This window comes from Corynebacterium sp. Marseille-P4611 (assembly GCF_916618765.1).
GTDB lineage: Bacteria > Actinomycetota > Actinomycetes > Mycobacteriales > Mycobacteriaceae > Corynebacterium > Corynebacterium marquesiae.
Genome location: NZ_CAKAKD010000001.1, coordinates 1,903,334 through 1,921,673, shown reverse-complemented (window position 1 = coordinate 1,921,673; position 18,340 = coordinate 1,903,334). Strand labels below are relative to the sequence as shown.

At 60.0% G+C, this 18,340-nt stretch carries 17 protein-coding genes; all 17 read right to left on the bottom strand.

What is annotated here, in order from left to right:
• Positions 1-123: 123 nt before the first annotated feature.
• The 17 genes from whiA to rpoZ all read right to left on the bottom strand — a co-directional run bounded on the left by whiA (position 124) and on the right by rpoZ (position 18,317).
• Complete coding sequence (gene whiA / locus LG376_RS09225) at positions 124-1,113, bottom strand: DNA-binding protein WhiA (protein ID WP_225746911.1); 990 nt, start codon at positions 1,111-1,113, stop codon at positions 124-126.
• Between the two features lie 174 nt (positions 1,114-1,287).
• Positions 1,288-2,271, bottom strand: a complete 984-nt coding sequence (gene yvcK, locus LG376_RS09220) for a uridine diphosphate-N-acetylglucosamine-binding protein YvcK (RefSeq protein ID WP_225746910.1) — start codon at positions 2,269-2,271, stop codon at positions 1,288-1,290.
• Positions 2,272-2,294: 23 nt separating this feature from the next.
• Positions 2,295-3,176 (bottom strand): RNase adapter RapZ, encoded by an 882-nt coding sequence (gene rapZ / locus LG376_RS09215; protein ID WP_193393084.1) that lies wholly within the window; start codon positions 3,174-3,176, stop codon positions 2,295-2,297.
• A gap of 40 nt (positions 3,177-3,216) precedes the next feature.
• Positions 3,217-5,292 carry an excinuclease ABC subunit UvrC gene (uvrC, locus tag LG376_RS09210; RefSeq protein WP_225746909.1) on the bottom strand — a complete coding sequence of 692 codons (2,076 nt, stop codon included), beginning with the start codon at positions 5,290-5,292 and terminating at the stop codon, positions 3,217-3,219.
• A 3-nt stretch (positions 5,293-5,295) separates the two neighbouring features.
• Positions 5,296-5,844, bottom strand: a complete 549-nt coding sequence (locus LG376_RS09205) for a PH domain-containing protein (RefSeq protein ID WP_049378201.1) — start codon at positions 5,842-5,844, stop codon at positions 5,296-5,298.
• A 75-nt stretch (positions 5,845-5,919) separates the two neighbouring features.
• Entirely contained in the window at positions 5,920-6,399 is a 480-nt protein-coding gene (gene ribH, locus LG376_RS09200) for a 6,7-dimethyl-8-ribityllumazine synthase (protein WP_225746908.1), read from the bottom strand.
• A 29-nt stretch (positions 6,400-6,428) separates the two neighbouring features.
• Positions 6,429-7,691: a bifunctional 3,4-dihydroxy-2-butanone-4-phosphate synthase/GTP cyclohydrolase II gene (locus LG376_RS09195; RefSeq protein WP_225746907.1), complete on the bottom strand. Its 1,263-nt coding sequence runs from the start codon at positions 7,689-7,691 to the stop codon at positions 6,429-6,431.
• Between the two features lie 11 nt (positions 7,692-7,702).
• On the bottom strand, positions 7,703-8,317 hold the full coding sequence (locus LG376_RS09190) for a riboflavin synthase (protein ID WP_049378207.1): 615 nt from the start codon (positions 8,315-8,317) through the stop codon (positions 7,703-7,705).
• Between the two features lie 35 nt (positions 8,318-8,352).
• Positions 8,353-9,375 carry a bifunctional diaminohydroxyphosphoribosylaminopyrimidine deaminase/5-amino-6-(5-phosphoribosylamino)uracil reductase RibD gene (gene ribD, locus LG376_RS09185; protein WP_225746906.1) on the bottom strand — a complete coding sequence of 341 codons (1,023 nt, stop codon included), beginning with the start codon at positions 9,373-9,375 and terminating at the stop codon, positions 8,353-8,355.
• Positions 9,375-10,043, bottom strand: a complete 669-nt coding sequence (gene rpe / locus LG376_RS09180) for a ribulose-phosphate 3-epimerase (RefSeq protein WP_225746905.1) — start codon at positions 10,041-10,043, stop codon at positions 9,375-9,377. The genes ribD and rpe overlap by 1 nt, the downstream gene beginning before the upstream one ends.
• A gap of 19 nt (positions 10,044-10,062) precedes the next feature.
• The gene (locus LG376_RS09175) at positions 10,063-11,613 is read right to left on the bottom strand and encodes an RsmB/NOP family class I SAM-dependent RNA methyltransferase (RefSeq protein ID WP_225746904.1); all 1,551 of its coding nucleotides are present in this window, start codon (positions 11,611-11,613) and stop codon (positions 10,063-10,065) included.
• Entirely contained in the window at positions 11,610-12,557 is a 948-nt protein-coding gene (gene fmt / locus LG376_RS09170) for a methionyl-tRNA formyltransferase (RefSeq protein WP_225746903.1), read from the bottom strand. The genes LG376_RS09175 and fmt overlap by 4 nt, the downstream gene beginning before the upstream one ends.
• Before the next feature lie 75 nt (positions 12,558-12,632).
• Positions 12,633-13,145 carry a peptide deformylase gene (def, locus tag LG376_RS09165; protein ID WP_049378213.1) on the bottom strand — a complete coding sequence of 171 codons (513 nt, stop codon included), beginning with the start codon at positions 13,143-13,145 and terminating at the stop codon, positions 12,633-12,635.
• Positions 13,146-13,244: 99 nt separating this feature from the next.
• Positions 13,245-15,284, bottom strand: a complete 2,040-nt coding sequence (locus LG376_RS09160; protein WP_225746902.1) for a primosomal protein N' — start codon at positions 15,282-15,284, stop codon at positions 13,245-13,247.
• A gap of 11 nt (positions 15,285-15,295) precedes the next feature.
• The gene (metK, locus tag LG376_RS09155) at positions 15,296-16,528 is read right to left on the bottom strand and encodes a methionine adenosyltransferase (RefSeq protein ID WP_049378216.1); all 1,233 of its coding nucleotides are present in this window, start codon (positions 16,526-16,528) and stop codon (positions 15,296-15,298) included.
• Positions 16,529-16,637: 109 nt separating this feature from the next.
• A complete protein-coding gene (gene coaBC, locus LG376_RS09150) occupies positions 16,638-17,885 on the bottom strand; it encodes a bifunctional phosphopantothenoylcysteine decarboxylase/phosphopantothenate--cysteine ligase CoaBC (RefSeq protein WP_049378218.1) in 1,248 nt (415 codons plus the stop codon).
• A gap of 129 nt (positions 17,886-18,014) precedes the next feature.
• Complete coding sequence (rpoZ, locus tag LG376_RS09145) at positions 18,015-18,317, bottom strand: DNA-directed RNA polymerase subunit omega (protein ID WP_005324891.1); 303 nt, start codon at positions 18,315-18,317, stop codon at positions 18,015-18,017.
• Positions 18,318-18,340 lie beyond the last annotated feature (23 nt).

Genomic DNA, 18,340 nt, shown 5'->3' with positions numbered 1-18,340 from the left:
TCTGGCTAGCCGGTTGCGTACCTGCTAGCCGCCAGGAAGGCACTAAAAATCTCCCCGCAGCTGCGCCTACCTCTTTGGTATCCGCACTGCGGGGAGTTCTTTTAATGTAGGTGATTCCGAGCGTCAGGATTCGTTGAAGAGGTCATCCGTAATCGCTTGGTTGGTATCGGGGATATCGAGCTCCTCGGCTCGTTTATCGGCCATCGACAGCAAGCGGCGAATACGCCCGGCTACTGCGTCCTTGGTCATAGGAGGATCGGCCAAGCGGCCCAACTCTTCGAGCGAAGCCTCGCGGTGCTGAACTCGCAAGCGGCCCGCGTCTGCCAAGTGCTCAGGAACATCGTCACCTAATATCTCCATGGCGCGGTCAACGCGCGCTGCCGCGGTAACCGCGGCGCGGGCAGAACGCCGAAGATTGGCGTCATCAAAATTGTCCAAGCGCCGAGACGTATCGTGCGCCTCCCGCTTAACTCGCTTCTTTTCCCAGCTCAATCGAGTCTCCTGAGCGCCCATACGCGTAAGAAGCGCCCCGATAGCATCACCATCGCGTACAACGACGCGATCTTCACCGCGAGTTTCCTTGGTCTTCGCAGAGATACCAAGGCGGCGGGCACAGCCCACCAGTGCCAACGCAGCCTCTTGGCACGGGCAGGTAACTTCCAGCGCGGAAGAGCGGCCTGGCTCCGTGAGGCTGCCATGGGCAAGGAAGGCTCCGCGCCATGCTGCTTCGCTATCGGCCACGGTGCCGGAGATGACCTGCGGCGGCAGCCCCACTACTGCATGGCCGGAGCGGGTGATAAGGCCCAGCCGACGGGTCAGCTCTTTCGCGCCGATGGAGATGCGAACCGTTACGCGAGTCTTCTTGGTGGTTCCTGCCGGGCCGACGACATGGCTATCGGCAGTGATCCCATAGAGGTCATCAAGAGCGTTCATGAAACGCCGCGCAATGGCGTGGCTTTCTAGCTCTAACTCATAGGACATGCTGTCACCGGAAATATCTAGCTCGCCGGCGAATCGCAACATCGCCGCGAGTTCGGCAGCACGAGCGGACTGGCGTGGCACAACGACAGCCGTCAATTCTTCTTTGACCTGGTCGGTCAATGGTGTGGTCACCTAGTTCGCCCCATTTCTATTCTCACAGTCACAAAATACGCATAGCGGCTAGAGCCATTGCTCCCAGCCCAGTGCGGTGAAAGGATTTCTGACATCATACCGCGCACGCTTGGTCGCCGCGCAGTCGGTCGAGCGCGAGCGGCCGCACGATAGCCTGAAGAGTAGGTGCCAGTTCTAATCGCTAGTGCTGCGATAGTCCGAATAAAGGTCCAGAAGTGCTGTAGACAGCTTTTCAGGGTCGTGCTTATTGATGCTGCGACCATTGGCATCAACTTGGCTCACGTCCGCGAAGGTAGCGCGAGCGCCTAGGGACTGCGCGGCACGCTGAATATAGACGCGCTCACTATCGGTAGGCAAAGCCGTCTCGTCCACCAAAATGCGGTCAATTCGCAGATCAGGGGCGTGTTGAGCGAGCACATGCAAGTGACGCTCTGCGGAGAAGCCATGAGTTTCGCCCGGCTCGGGCGAAAGGTTCAATACGACGACGCGCAGCGCATCGGAAGCAGAAATCGCATCCACTACCTGCGGCACGAGAGTATGCGGCAAAACCGAACTAAACCATGAGCCTGGTCCGATAGTAATGAGATCCGCGCGCTGGATGGCATCGAGGGCATCCGGATTCGCTTTGGGTCGTTCGGGCACGATGCGCACGCGACGCACCTGGCCCGGCGTGGAAGCGACGGCAACCTGGCCGCGGACCTGGCGCATGACACGGGGGTCGTCGTCAAGCCCGGCTACGTCAGCTTCAATCTCTAAGGCCTGGTTGACTACTGGGAAGACTCGCCCCTGGGAATTAGTAAGTTCTGCGATGGTATCCAGGGCGGCTTGATAATCGCCGAGCACATCCGTCAATCCCGCAATCATCAGATTGCCCACCGCATGCCCTGCCATCGCGCCATTGCCACCGAAACGGTGTTGCAAGGTTCGTGCCCACAAGTCCCCCACTGGGTCGCTATTGGCCAAGGCGGCCAGCGCCATGCGCAAGTCACCCGGTGGAATGATTTCCAGCTCGCGGCGCAAACGGCCTGAGGAGCCGCCATCATCCGCGACCGTAACAATGGCAGAAATATCGGCCGCCTCGCTAAAGCGTGCGGACAGAAGGGTTTGATAAAGTCCATGGCCGCCGCCAAGGCAAACCATGTGTGAAGGATTGGTCATAAAAGCGTTTAAACTCCTGTGCTCTAGCCTCGAGCGATATCCCTATGCAGGGTGCTGACGTCTAATGTGTCATTGTCCCGCAGGCGCGCCGCAATAGCCTCTGCGACGGCAACGGACCGGTGGTGACCGCCCGTGCAACCGACGCCAACCGTGATGAAGTTCTTGCCCTCATGGCGGTAGCCATCCAGCATGGTAGAAAACATCTGCAAGAAATTGTCCACGAATTCCTGCGCCGCTGGCTGCGAGAGCACATAGTGGGCAACCGGTTCATCCGTGCCGCGATATCCTCGCAGTTCTGGAACCCAATAGGGGTTGGGCAGGAACCGCACGTCTACCACTAAGTCGGCATCGCGGGGCGAGCCATTTTTAAATCCAAAGGATTCAACGGTGACATGCTGCTTTTCATTTTGCATCTCACCAAAGGCGGCCTCAATGGCACGGCGGAGATCATGAATGGATAGGTTCGTCGTATCGATAATGATATCCGCATGGGAACGCACATCTGCCACTGCCCGGCGCTCGCGTTGGATTCCGACTTTGAGCGTGTCCCCCTCCTGCAGCGGGTGGGTGCGCCGCACCGAATCGAACCGGCGGATAAGCACATCATCGCGAGCATCCAAAAAGAGCACGGTGGGCTTCATATTTAGTTCCGTAAGCTCATTCATAATCTCCAACAGAGACCCTGGGAACATGCGCGAGCGCACATCCGTTACGGCTGCTACCTTGCCCACTGGAGTTTCCTCTTGGTTGCACAGCTTGAGCAGGTCAACAATGGCGCGAGGCGGAATATTGTGGGCCACGTAGTAGCCCTTGTCCTCAAATACTTTGGCAGCGGAACTCAACCCGCCGCCGGACATACCGGTTATCAAGATGGGTGGAGTTTCGAAATGCGTCATGCTCTTCAGTCTAGCGCTTCAAGATTCGCTGCCTCTAGGAGAACGCCACTTAATTGCCCGCAGAATCATGCAAACTCTCGTACACGGTCTGGGCCAGTTTGGGACCAAATCCGTTTACCTCACAGATCTCTTCCACAGTGGCGGCCTTGAGCTTTTTCACCGAACCGAAATGCTTGACCAGATCGGTGCGCCGTTGCGGCCCCAATCCCGGAACGGAATCGAGTACCGAGGAACGCATCCGCTTTGAACGCTGCTGCCGGTGGTAAGTAATGGCGAAGCGGTGGGCTTCATCGCGAACTTGCTGCAGGAGGAAGAGTGCTTGCGAGTTTCGCGGCAAAATCACCGGCTCATCATCGCCGGGAACCCAGATTTCCTCGAGGCGCTTGGCCAAGCCCACTAGGGTTACATCCACGATGCCTAACTCATCAAATACCTCTTGAGCCGCGGCTACCTGGGGCGCACCGCCATCCACGATAAAAAGCTGCGGTGGATACGCAAAGCGGCGTCCCGCTTCGGCAGATTCTTCCGCCACCTTCTCCTCTGCAAAGGAAGACTCTTCTACTTCCTCATCCGGATGGGCCAGCTTATCTTGCTTATGGCGCTTAAAGCGACGCCGCGTGATCTCTGCGATAGAACCAACGTCATCCGAGCGGCCATCACCTGCCGCCTCCTTGATGCGGTAGCGCCTATAGTCAGACTTCTTGGGCAAACCATCTTCAAAGACCACCAGGGAAGCAACCACATCTGTGCCTTGAATATGCGAGATATCGGTACATTCGATGCGCAATGGGGCTTGCTCCATGCCTAGGGCTTCTTGAATATCCTGCAATGCCGCCGAACGTGCGGTGAGGTCTCCTACCCGCTTGAGCTTATGCTGACGCAACTGCTCCTTAGCGTTTTTCTCCACCGTGGCCATAAGCTGCTTTTTATCGCCGCGCTGGGGAACACGCAGGTCCACCTGGGCACCGCGCAGCTCCTCCAACAACTCGATGACCTGCTCCGGTTCATCCGGCAGGGCCTGAACCAAAATCTGGCGTGGAATAACCTGCACGCGGCGGGATTTCATGTGCGATTCTTGGTCCACCCCGCGCCGCTTCACGTCCGCGGCGAGCGCAGCATCTTCGCGCGCCTCTTGTTTCTCGCGCTCTACTGCATCGGAATAGAACTGGATGAGGAAGTTTTGTACCAACGCGGGCAGCGCGGGATCAGGTTTTCCTTCTTCCAAGGGCTCTGAACTCGCCTGATCGCCGGCGCGTTCGACTACCCAACCGCGCTGACCGCGAATGCGCCCATCGCGAACGTGGAAAATCTGTACCGCTGCCTCAAGTTCATCGGAGTTAAAAGCAATGAGATCAGCATCCGTGCCGTCTGTGAAGACCACGGCCTGCTGTTCCATAATCTTGTCAATAGCGCCCAAATCATCGCGCAGGCGCGCCGCGCGCTCGAACTCTAGGTTCTCGGCGGCCTGCTCCATGTCCTGGGTAAGTTTGCGGCGTACTGAACCGGTGTTGCCATTCATGAAGGACACGAGATCGTTGACCGTCTCGCGGTGGTCTTCCTTGCTTACTCGGCCAATGCAGGGTGCATCGCATTTGCCGATGTATCCCAAAAGGCACGGACGCCCTAGCCGCTCATGCCGGTTATATACTCCCTTGGAGCAGGTACGCATGGGAAAGACACGGGTAAGCAAGTCCAAGCTTTCGCGCACGGCCCAAGCATGAGAATAGGGGCCGAAATAGCGTACGCCCTTGCGCCGCGGTCCACGGTAGAAGAAGGCGCGAGGGACCGTCTCTCCGACCGAAACCGCGAGCATAGGATAGGTCTTATCGTCGCGGTACATGACGTTGAAGTGTGGATCAAAGCGCTTGATCCACGTGTACTCCAACTGCAAGGCTTCCACCTCGCTGGCAACTACCGTCCACTCCACCGAGTTGGCGGTGAGGACCATTTGGCGAGTACGGGGGTGCAGTTGCGTGATGTCCTGGAAATAGTTAGACAGCCGAGCGCGCAGGTTCTTGGCTTTGCCCACGTAGATAACGCGGCGGTTTTCATCGCGGAACTTATAGACGCCTGGGTCGGTGGGAATGGTTCCCGGAGCCGGGCGGTAGGTGGTGGGGTCAGCCAATTGTTAATCCTGGGGCATGTACTTGGCTTCCACGTCGCGGAAGCGGCGGACGTTGTCAATGACGGTGTCCTTATCGCCGGACTGCAATGCCCAGACGGGAACGAACTCGAACTCGGGCAGCTCAAGGCGTGCCATACGTTGGCCCACGGGGAAGGAAAGTCCGTAGACCACCTGCCACGGATAAAAGCGGGTGCCCACGATATTGCGGACCTCTACCCCATCCTCATTGGCGCGCAAGCGGGGACGGTTAAGAGCGATCCAGGACAGAACGGAAATGAGAACACCAACGCCAGGGAAGGCGAATTTGTCGATGGTGGTCACGTGCGCACCGGTAAAAGACACATCCAAGGTGACTCCCATGAAAATATGGATGGCCAGAACGAGAATCACCCAGGCGATAGCCACCTTGCGCAGGAAGGGCGAGGTCGCCGTGAACTCCCATGGTTTAGACGTGGTCTGTGCGAAGGGATCGGCGCTGGTATAGGCCAATACTTCGGCGTCGCTAAGCTGGCGGCTGTGCTGCGGATTCTTTGGGGCCTGCGCCTCGTTCATGTGCATACTCCTTTGGGGCGCGCCCCGCCGGCCACCTTGGTGGTCAAGCGTTGGGCGCTGACGCATTGCTAGAGGTTATTTTTGTGCTGCGTTTAGTGTACGCAACTGCAGCGCGGTGTCTAAAGCCGCGATCATAGCTTCGGCGCCCTTGTTTTCTACCGAATCTGCAAAACCGGCGCGGTCGATAGCCTGCTGTTGGTCGTTAACGGTCAAAACGCCATTAGCTACCGGGGTGGATTCATCGAGTGAGATACGGGTCAGCGCTTGGGTGACGGAGTCGCATACGTAGTCAAAGTGGGGGGTGCCGCCACGGATAACGCAGCCTAGTGCCACCACGGCATCGTAGGAGCGGGCTGCTGCTTGGACCATAACGCCAAGTTCCAGGGCACCTACCACTCGGTATTCGGCAACCTCAGCACCATTATCGGTAGCAGTCTGCACCGCCTGGGCATGGAGCTGGTCGCAGATTTCTGCGTTCCACGTAGCAGTAACCACAGCAACGCGCAGTCCACTGCCATCAACCTGGGCAATATCAGGCAGGCCTTCTTTACTCATCGCTATCCTTTCAATCGCACGTTAAAGTTCTACTTATGTTCGGCGTCCCACTGGGCAACCTGCGGAAGGTCGTGGCCCATGCGGTCGCGCTTAGTACGCAAGTAGTCAATATTATCCGCGTGGGCAGGGGTTGCCAGCGGCGTGTGGTGGCTGGCGTCCACCCCAAAGCCACTTAGCCCCTCGCCCTTATGCGGATTATTGGTTAAGAGGTTTGCGGATTCTATGCCGAGATCGCGAAGGATCTGCCCGGCCACGGAATACTCGCGGGCGTCCTCGGGCAGTCCCTGCTCCAGGTTGGCATCGACGGTATCCATGCCCGAATCCTGCAGGCGGTAGGCCTCCAACTTATGCAAAAGGCCGATGCCACGGCCTTCCTGACCGCGCAGGTAAATGACCACACCGCGGCCCTCCTGGCTGATAAGGCGCATGGATTCATGCAGTTGGGGCCCGCAATCGCAGCGCCGTGAGCCAAAGGCATCACCGGTTAGGCATTCGGAATGGACACGCACCATAACGTCGCGTGCGCCGCGCAGTTCGGATGGTTCCCCTGCGACCAATGCAACGTGTTCCTGCCCGTCTACCTCATGGCGGTAACCGATGGCGGTGAAGTGACCATATTCGGTGGGTAGTTCAGTGGCAACCTGGCGGGTGACCTGCGTTTCATTATGGCGGCGCCACTCGATGAGCTGCGCGATAGAGATCATGGACAGCCCATGCGTATCGGCAAAGCGACGCAACTCTGGCGAGCGCGCCATATCCGTGGGGTCATCCTCAGAGACGATCTCGCACAGCACACCGGCTGGGCGCAGGCCCGCCAATCGGGCGAGATCAATGGATGCCTCCGTATGGCCGTCACGCTCCAGTACGCCGCCCGGGCGAGCACACAGCGGCACCACGTGGCCTGGACGGGTGAACTCTCCTGGAGTGGTGCTGGGGTCTGCCAGGCGGCGGATGGTTTCTGCGCGCGAGGTGGCAGAAATACCGGTACTACCTGTTGCTGCATCCACGGTCACCGTGTAGGCGGTGCCGCGTACATCTTGGTTGACCGCCAGCATCGGCGGTAGGTTCAACCGATTACAATCGTCTGGCAATAAGGGTGCGCAGATATATCCAGAGGAATAGCGCACCATGAAGGCCACGAGTTCTGGGGTGGCTAGCTCCGCGGCGAAAATCAGATCGCCTTCGTTTTCGCGATCCTCATCATCGATGACAACAACCGGCTTACCAGCGGCGATATCCGCGATGGCCTGTTCGATGGAATCTAGACGGATGGAATTATCACTCGCGCTCATAAGGTAGCAGTCTAGTCCTTAGCCTCAGGGGGTTGAGCTTCGGGGTGAAGCATCTTTTCTACATACTTGGCCAGCACATCCACCTCGAGATTTACCTCTCCTCCCACCGGCAAGGCGCCATGAATGGTATCGCGCAAAGTGGTGGGGATAAGAGATACCTCGAACCAGTCTGGGCCCACGGCGCTCACGGTCAGCGAGGTGCCGCTCACGGCAATGGAGCCCTTTTCCACGACGTATCGGGAAAGCTCCGACGGCAAGCTAAACCGCAGCACATCCCAGTTCTCGGAGTTAGTTCGGCTCTGCAGCGTAGCGGTGCCGTCCACGTGGCCTTGCATAATGTGCCCGCCCAGCCGGGTGGTGGGAAGCAGTGCCGGTTCGACATTGACCGGATCGCCCTCGGCAAGGCGCCCCAGTGCGGTGCGGTCGAGGGACTCCTGCATCACATCCGCACAAAAAGTATCCGCCGACAGATCCGCCACGGTAAGGCATACGCCGTTAATGGCAATGGAATCACCCAGTGCGGCCCCCGCAACGGTACGCGGGGCACGAATGCTCAGGCGCAGAGCGTCTGCGTGCGGCTCCATTGCATCCACGGTGCCCAACTCTTGTACTAGCCCAGTAAACACTTCCAACCTTTCTCGCTCACTATTGTGTCCAGCGTCTAGCGCACGTACTCAATAAGAACGTCCTCACCCAGCGCCTTCATCCCCACCCTGTGGAAACGGGTGGCCTTTGCCAGTGTCTGGGTCACGGGGTGCGCGAGCACGCCACGGCCCTCGCCCAGCAAAAGTGGCGCAATATAGGCGGAGATGGCATCCACCAAGTCAGCCTTGAGGAAGCTGCTGGCCAGGCCTGCGCCTCCTTCCACGAGGATGTCGCGGGCACCGGTGGCGTAGAGCTCGTAGAGAGCTTCTTCGATGCTGTCGTACTGCTCGTACCCCAACTCGCGCAGGTGGCTTGCTGCATCGCTCGCCGATGCCAAATCACGCTTGCCAATGACCACCCGGCGTGGCTGGTGCGCGCGCAAGCTGCCGTCGCTCAAGCGCGCGGTGAGCGAGGGATTATCAGCCAGCGCCGTGCCGGTACCTACCACGATGGCATCGCGGTGCGCCCTATCGGCATGCACCCAGTCGCGCGCTGCCTCGCCCGTAATCCATTGGCTGGTTCCATCGGCCGCGGCCGTGAAACCGTCCAGCGTTTGCGCGAACTTCAAGGTGACGTGGGGCCGTTGGGTGCGCACGGCGAATAGCCATGGCACCAAAGCATCCTCGACGTGCGGGGGCTTTTCTAGCTTGGCGACGTCCACTCCAGCCTCCGCCAACACTTCTGCGCCACCCGCAGCCTGCGGGGTGGGATCGGCGTGGAGGTAGTACACGCGAGCCACGCCGGCATTGATAAGCGCCTGCGCGCAGGGACCCGTGCGGCCGGTATGCGCGCAGGGTTCCAAGGTGACCACGGCCGTAGCGCCGCGTGCCTTATCTCCGGCCTCGCGCAACGCCATGACCTCGGCATGCGCGCCTCCCACGGGCTGGGTGGCGCCAACACCCACGATTTCCCCAGCTGGGGACACAATGACCGCGCCTACCGGTGGGTTAGGGCTCGTGGTTCCACGGACTTCAGCACCCGCGGCCATCGCGCGCAACAGCGCTGCGGAGATGGTGCTGTCTTGTAGCTCCGCGCTCATCAGGCACCAGCCGCCAGATCACGCAGCTGCTGCACGATGCCGGCTGGGTCGTCCGATTTGAATACGGCTGAGCCTGCCACGAAAGCGTCGCAGCCCGCCTCGGCGGCTGCCTCGATGGTCTCTGGTGAAATGCCGCCATCAATCTCGATGATGGTGTCAAGGCCCTGCTCATCAATGCTGCGGCGCAGCTTATGGACCTTGTCTAGCATTTCTGGCATGAACTTTTGCCCGCCGAAGCCAGGCTCCACAGACATCACGAGCACCTCATCGAAATGGTGCAGCTTATCCAACCACGGCTCGATGGCGGTGCCTGGCTTGATGGAAAAGGCCGCACGCACGCCCAACTCGCGGATGCGCTGGGCCAAGTCCACTGCCGCCTGGTCATCGGCCACGGCCTCCACGTGGAAGATAATCGTATGCGCGCCCGCCTTGGCATAGGTCTCAACCCACTTTTCGGGTTCCTCAATCATGAGGTGGACATCTAGTGGCTTATCGGTGTTGCTATGGACCGTGGCCGTGATATCTGGGCCGAAAGACAGGTTGGGCACAAAGTGCCCATCCATAATGTCCACATGGACCCAGTCTGCGGTATCAATCGCCGCTAGCTCCTCGCCCAAGCGAGAAAAATCAGCGGCCAAGATGGAAGGGGAAATAATCGGTGCGGACATGCCCACCAGTCTATCGCGATTAATCGGCTGCGCGGCGAAGGGCCGCAAAGAACATGGCGTCGGTACCGTGGCGATGCGGCCACATCTGCACGGATTTCTCGTGGCCTACATCGCTCATATCAGGAATGAGAGCATGTGCGTCGAGTTCTGCGGCGCCGAGTTCGCGCACGGCGCGGTCGACAATGCCCCGGGTTTCGCGCAGATCTGGCGAACACGTGGAGTAGATGACCACGCCACCCGGACGCACTAGGTGTAATGCGGAGGACAAGAGCTCGAATTGCAGCTGGTTAAGCTCGGCAATATCGGCCTCCGACTTGCGCCACCGCGCCTCTGGGCGGCGACGGAGAGCGCCGAGGCCGGAACAGGGGGCATCGACAAGCACGCGGTCAAAGCCCTCTCCCACGCCGGGATTGCGGCCATCTGCCACATGAACGTCTACGGGCAAGTCGCTCACCGTCTTTTCAATCAGCGCCGCTCGGTGCGGAGATACCTCCACTGCATCAACATGCGCGGAGTCGATGCGGGCAAGCGCGCCCATCAAGGCCGCCTTACCGCCGGGACCGGCGCAGAGATCCAGCCACCGGCCGGTGTCCTCGCCTTCGAGGGGCGCCTCGCATACCGCGCGGGCAATCAGCTGCGAGCCCTCGTCCTGGACGGCCGCCAATCCTTGGCGCACGGGTTCCAATTGGCCGGGGTCACCGGATTCCATGTACACCGCATAAGGGGAATAACGCCCCTCCTCATTGCCGGTCATCAGGGCCAATTCCTCGGCCGAGATTTCCCCGGGACGCGCCACCAGATGAACCGAAGGTCGATCCGAATCCGCCGCCAGGGCAGCCTCCAACTCCCCTAGGCCCAACACGCGGCTAAACGATTCCGCAATCCAGGTGGGGTGGGCATGCTTAAAGGCGATGCCGGCGATCTCCCCCTGTGGAGCGAGCTTGTCCAGCCAAGCCTTGGCCGGCGTCCGCGTAATGGTGCGCATGATGCCATTGGCAAAGCCCTTGGCCTTGACTTCACCGGCGGCTTCTACCAAACGAACGGTGGTATCAACCGCCGCGTGTGGCTCCACGCGGGTATAGAGAACCTGATAAGTGCCCAGGCGCAAGGCATCAACTACGGCTGGGGAAATGGCCTCGAGGCCGCGAGAGGAGCACTCTGCGATGACGGCATCAACTACGCCAAGGGTGCGCAGCGTGCCGTAGGTGATTTCGGTGGCGAAGGCGGCGTCGCGCCCCTTGAGCTTTTGCTTGCGCAGTGCCTTGGGCAAAATGAGGTTAGCGAAGGCATCGTCATCGCTTACCCTGCGCACCACGTCGAAGGCGACCGCACGCGGCGCATCCACGCCCGCGGCCAGCGCGGCCTGAATCAGACCGCCTTCCTGGCGCTTGCCGGGACGCTGGCCCTTAGCAGACTGCCGGCCCCTATGCTGCCCACCGCGGCCGCCACGCTGCTGCCGTTGCGGGCGGTCATCTCGGCCCTTCGCACCAGTGGATTTGTGGGAGTCCTGCGGCTTACCCGCCGGCGACTTATCCCCGGACTTGCTGCGGGAACGGAAACCACCACTCATTGAAACTTCACCTCGGCATCCTTGCCTAGTCCGCGGGCCCAATCGGCCGCATTCATCATCTTCTTTCCCGGAGGCTGGATTTTACCCAGTTGGACTGGCTGCGTACCGGTACCAATGCATACGGCGTTCTTGGCAATGTGCAGCTGCCCTGGTTCTAGTTCCTGTGGAACCGCCACCTCTTCTATGAGGCTGACTGGTCCAATCTTCACGCGGGCCTCGTCCCACATGGTCCATGCACCCGGCCCAGGCGTGTATGCGCGAATGTGCCGATCGATAGCGAAGCCAGGCTGTGACCACTCCACGCGGGCCTGCGCGGTAGAGATTTTCGGCGCATAGGTAGCCTCCCCCTGCTGCGGTTGCGCCTCCAGCTGCCCCGCCGCTAAGCCATCCATGGTGGCCACGAGCAGGTCGCCACCGGAATAGGCAAGGCGCGTCAACAGGTCATCAGCAGTATCGGTGCCTTTAATCTCCTCCGTCACGGTGCCAAGCACCGGGCCGGTATCAAGGCCCTCCTCAATGCGGAAGGTTGATGCGCCGGTAACATCATCGCCTGCCGCAATGGCAGCCTGCACCGGCGCCGCACCGCGCCATGCCGGAAGCAAAGAAAAGTGCAGGTTTACCCAACCATGCTGTGGTAATTCCAGCAGGTCCTTTGTCACCAGATTGCCGTAAGCCACCACCGGAATCGCCTCCGGCTGCAATTCCTTTAAGCGTGCACGCAGCGCCTGACCGTCCTCCGAGTCAGGGCGCAGGGTGGTTGGGGTCAATACTTCAATGCCATGTTCTTGGGCGAGCGCCTTCACTGGGCTCGGATGAAGAGTGCGGCCGCGGCCCTTCTTCGCGTCTGGGCGAGTGATTACCGCCACCACCTCGTGCGACGAGGCAAGCAGCTTTTCCAGGGCCACAACGGCTGGCTCAGGGGTACCGGCAAAAATAATCCGCATGCGGGAAACTCTCCTCTTAATATCGTTCAAAATACTAGGCTACAACGCCGCAACGTTGCCGCCACAGCGAGTGGGCTACGAGGCGTTAAACCACTCGGATTCACGGATGGCGCGCATGGCCTCCTTGCGCACTGGCGCCTCCAGGCGTTGTAGGAAGAGCACCCCATCGAGGTGGTCCGTCTCATGCTGAATGCACCGAGCCATCAGTCCTGAGGCCACCATGGACACAGGGCGCCCCTCTATATCCTGGCCAGACACAAAGACCTGGTTGAACCTCGTGGTTTCCGCGCTAATTCCCGGAATGGATAAGCATCCTTCCGGGCCTGTTTGCTGCTGCTCTCCCACCGGAGTCCAGACCGGGTTGACAAGTGCCCCGCGCAGCCCGGATTGAGTATGCGAGCAGTCGTAGACGAAGATTCGTTTCAAAATCCCCACCTGATTAGCCGCTAGCCCTACTCCCCCGGCTTTATCCATGGTCTCGAGCATATCGCTCGCCAGAGCGCGCAGACCAGCATCAAATCTACTAATTTCTTCCGCGCGGCTGCCCAAGACTGGGTCACCGTAGATACGCAGCTCTCGAAGGGACATGGCAATCACACCTTTCTCATGGCACCGAGCCCAATCCGGCCGGCGGTGGCGGCTTCCTTCGTCGAGGTTAGCGCATGAGCGCCTATGGCCCCGATATGGCTAACCCACGTGGATAGGGTCAACCACAATGCGCAAAGGAAGGTCATCCTTGCGGGCGCTGCGTGCGGCGTTGGCGCTGCGCAAAGCCCGCCCCAATTGGGAACGCGGCCCCAGCGGGGTGCGCACGACCAACCGCTGCGGTGGGCCAAAGCGCTGGCTATCGTAGTCACCAGGCAGGCTTTGCCCCGGCGGAAGGGGAACTGGTCCTAATACCTCCGCGTGGTCTGGAAGATCCGCAAGCTCGGCAAAGCCATCCAGGGATGCGTCCGCACCGTCGATGGCAGCAAAATGCACCGCGGGTGGGAAGCGCACCTCGCGCCGGGCAGCAAGCTCTGCCGCGGCCGCGCCCACCATATCCCAACGCAGGAAATGCTGGACTACGGTAAGCGACTCATCGGCGGCTAGGATTACTCGACCCCCCTTGAAATGTGGCTGCACCAAGGTAGCCGCCTGTGCCCACTTCGCTAGGGTGTCCTCCGTGGCGCGTAGGTCTTGCCGGTTGAGCAATGCACCGGCATCCAAGAGCAACGCCGCGCCATAGGCACCATCGTTTACTCTTGGTTCCGCACCAGGGGTGGCAATGACCAACGCCGGCGCATTGTCCACCGCATCGAGCACCTTATTTCCGCCCGAGACCACCACCCGCGTATTGGGAAAGGCCCGGCCCATTTCTTCCGCAGTGCGCTCCGAGCCCAACACGATGGCCCGCAGGCGCGGAGACCCGCATTCGGTGCACCGATGCCGTGCCTCGATTCGGCCACACCAGCGGCAGGTAGGCATTCCCGCTTCGTCGGAGCCCGCGCTTGCCGACGCCCCCTTGGGCGGCAGCCCCAATGGCCCATTGCAATGCCGGCAGCGAGCCGGCGCTCGGCACTGGCCACAGGCCAAAATGGGCGCATAACCCTTGCGCGGTACCTGTACGAGCACCGGCTCTCCCCTATCCAGCGCTTGGTGAGCAGCTTGGAAGGCCTGTGCTTGTACTTTTGTGGTGCCGCCCTGGAGGTCGCGGGCGATCGATAGCCCAAAGGACCCGACCGCCTCGATAGCCGGGCAACGCGCCGTTATGGTTTGGTCTTTGGCCACCACGTCGTGCGCCCATCCTGATTCCACGAGCAGTTGTGTCTCTGCTGTCCGCGAATGGTTGGCCAAAACCATGCTGCAGCCTTCGAAAGCGGAGCGGGTGGTAAGTACTTCCCTCGCATGAACATAGGGCTTGAGGTTGTCGACCAAATTATCATTGCCATCATCGAGGATCACCGCCAGTTGCAGGTCTTTGACCGGGGCAAAGGCGGCGGACCTGGTGCCAACGACCACGCGCGCTTGGCCTACTAGTGCAGAAAGATAGCGGCGGTAGCGCGCCTGCGGGCCCATGCTATTAGTCAGCACTGTTATCTGCTTTGCCCCAAGTACCTGGCGAAGCGCGGCGTCTAAAGCATCAACGCTCTTCTGGTCTGGGGCAACGAGGAGAACCCCTCCTCCGCCAAGCGCCACTTTGGCAGCGAGTGCAGCCAGCGCATGTGCCCAATCATCGCCCGGGGCGATTTGCCAGGCGGCACGGGCGAGCTTGCCGGCCAGAATCGAATCAACGAAAGCCTCGCCATGTTGATAGGCCGACCATCCTGATAGGTCGGGCTCGCTCGTGGTGCCGAGCTCCTCCCACGGGGTCTCTAAATCGGATTCTTCCGCCTTGGCGTGCCGCGGCGGGATGGCGGAGCGGATAATGTCTGAGCGCACGCCGCCGTAGCGGTCTGCCAGGGCGTCGACCAGCCGGGCCAACTGCGGCGGATAAACCTGGAAGGGTGAGATGATGCGCTCGATAAAGCGCAGGTTGCCGCCAAATTCAGAATCATGCCGGCGTTCTAAAACAATCGCGTCCACCAAACGCCCGTTGAAGCGGATGCGCACCTTAATCCCCGGTTGGACTTCTTCCGTGTCTGCCTCTTCTACGAGGTAATCAAATCCTCGGTCTAAGTGCGCAACCCCTAAAAGAGGCAACACCCGCGCAACCGGCTTCCGGGTGGCGGGTGTTTTCTTAGGCATAGGCCTCGATTCTACAGACCAGCGGCAGCACGCAATGCTTCTACTCGGTTCAACTGCTCCCACGGCAGCTCAATGTCGGTGCGGCCAAAGTGTCCGTAGGCCGCAGTTTGCGCATAGATGGGGCGCAACAGGTCGAGCTCGCGAATGATAGCGGCCGGGCGTAGGTCAAATACCTGATTCACCGCAGCCTGGATATTTGCATCGCTCAGGCCCTCCTTTGCGGTACCAAAGGTCTCCACGTACAAGCCGACCGGCTTGGCACGGCCGATTGCGTAAGCCACCTGGACTTCAGCGCGATCTGCCAAGCCCGCGGCGACGATATTCTTAGCCACCCAGCGCATGGCATAAGCAGCGGAACGGTCCACCTTGCTCGGGTCCTTGCCAGAGAAAGCGCCGCCGCCGTGGCGAGCCATGCCGCCGTAAGTATCGACGATGATCTTGCGGCCGGTAAGGCCCGCGTCGCCCATTGGTCCGCCGAGGATGAAGGAACCGGAAGGGTTGACCAACAAGGTCGTGTCTTCGGTGTAGTACTTCTCCAAGCCGGCGTCCTTGATAACCCATTCAAGGACCTCACTACGTAAGGGACCTTCCAACCAAGCACTATCGACATCGGCATCGTGCTGCGTGGAAATGACCACGGTATCCAGATGGGACGGCTCATTGTCGTCGGTGTAGGCAAAGGTCACCTGGGTCTTGCCATCCGGGCGGAGGTGATCGACGATTCCTTCCTTACGTACCTGCGTCAGGCGGCGGGACAGGCGGTGCGCCAAGGCGATGGGCAGCGGCATGTACTCAGCGGTCTCATTGGAGGCATACCCGAACATCAGACCTTGGTCGCCTGCGCCAGCGGTATCGTTTTCGGCGTCGTAGTCCTCGTCATGGGCGCGGGCTTCAGTGGAGTTGTCTACTCCGGCGCCAATTTCCTGGGACTGCTCGCCGATAGCGATATTCACACCGCAAGTGTTGCCATCAAAGCCGACTTCGGAAGAAGTGAAGCCGATGGACTTAAGGGTGTCACGCACCAGCGCCGGGATTTCTACGTATGCCTCGGTGCGAACCTCGCCCACCACGTGGACCTGGCCGGTGGTTACCAACGTCTCAACGGCCACGCGGGATTCCGGATCCTTTTCCAGCAGGGCATCAAGGATGGCGTCAGAAATGGCGTCACAAATCTTATCGGGATGGCCTTCCGTAACGGACTCGCTGGTAAAAAGACGAGTTGCCACTGCAGCGTTATCAGTCACAAAAACTTCCTTTGTTCTCACTGTTGATTCGATGCTGTGGGTTTTCTACGCCCAAGCCTAATACCTCGCAAGCCTAGACCAAGCGGTCTATAAACGCAATTTTAGTTGTCTACCCCTGAAACATTTCATTCACGGCCGAAAGGATCTGAGCGGCGACAACCTGCTTCGAGCCATGCTCCACGCGTTGCGGCGCGGAATCCGGACGCAAGATCCACCCCTCATTGGACTTTTGGCCAAAAGTCTTTCCGCGCCCGACCTCATTGGCCATGAGCACGTCGCAGCCCTTACGCGCAAACTTTTCCTGGGCATAGTCCAAGGCGGACTTCTGAGCATCACCAGTTTCGGCGGCGAAGCCCACAATTACGCATTCGGCAGGGATTTCCGAGCGCTCGCGCGCAGCAACGAGCCCTTTGAGCACATCCGGGTTTTCCACTAGATGGAGCGTCGAGAGTGCATCGTCTGCCTGCCCCTTCTTCATCTTTGTTTCGGCGACCTCCGCCGGACGGAAGTCAGAGACTGCAGCGGCCATGATAACCACATCCGCATCGCGGGACTCCTCACGCATGGCGTTCTCCAACTCGCGGGTGGAGACAATGTGCCGCAGTTTCGCGCCGCTCGGCACAGGAAGCTGGGCGGTATTACCCGCAACGAGGGTGACCTTGGCCCCCATCTGGGCGGACCATTCCGCGAGCGCGAATCCCTGCCTGCCGGAAGAGCGATTGCCCAGGTATCGGACCGGATCCAGTTCTTCCTGGGTACCGCCGGCTGAAATGACGACCTTCTTGCCCTGCCAGGTGTGCTGTACTCGGTAGCCTGCCAGTTCAGTACGGATAATCTCCGCAATCTGTTCCGGCTCCGGCAAACGACCTGGACCAGAATCCTTGCCGGTAAGGCGGCCGTGGGCGGGCTCGATGACGGTGATACCGCGGCGTCGCAAAGTAGCCACGTTGTCCTGCGTAGCGGGATTATGCCACATCTCAGTGTGCATGGCCGGGGCCACAATAACCGGGCACGTCGCGACCAACACGGTGGCGGTGAGCAAATCGTCTGCCCGGCCTGCAGCCAAGCGCGCGATAAGGTCTGCGGTGGCGGGCGCAATGACCACTGCATCCGCACGCTGTCCTACGTTGACGTGCTGCACCTCATCCACGGCCTCAAACACGCTCGTGGCGACGGGGTGGCCGGATAGAGCCTCAAACGTAGCCGCACCCACGAAGTTCAGTGCACTTTCCGTGGGGACAACGCGGACGTCATCGCCCGCTTCCTTGAGATTGCGCACGAGGTGGCACGCCTTGTAGGCCGCGATGCCGCCGGCGACGCCCAGAACAATATTGCGAGAGGAATCTTTATCAGTCACACCGCACGATGGTACCTGCCGACATAGAGAAAGGCTCCACCCGCCGCGACCAAGAGGTACACCCCAATTCGGGAATGCACTTCCGTGGCGGCGCGTGGAGCCTTAAAGCTATTACACGCTTAGTGCTAGCTACTTGCCTTCCTCGTGGTCAAGCAGGCCAGCATCAATCTCGCGCAATGCGATGGACAAAGGCTTTTCGCCTGGCTCTGGGGTAACCAGCGGGCCTACGAACTCAAAGACACCTTCATCCTGCTCTTGGTAGTAGCTATTGATCTGGCGTGCGCGCTTAGCGGCAAAGATGACCAAAGCGTACTTAGAGGAAACCTTGTCCAAAAGCTCATCGATCGGGGGATCAGTAATACCGATCGGATCATCAAATACTGGTTCCGCCTTTGCGGCTTCAGTGTTAGAAGGGGTGGTCACGTTAGTCACATGCACCTTTACTTTGATTGAAG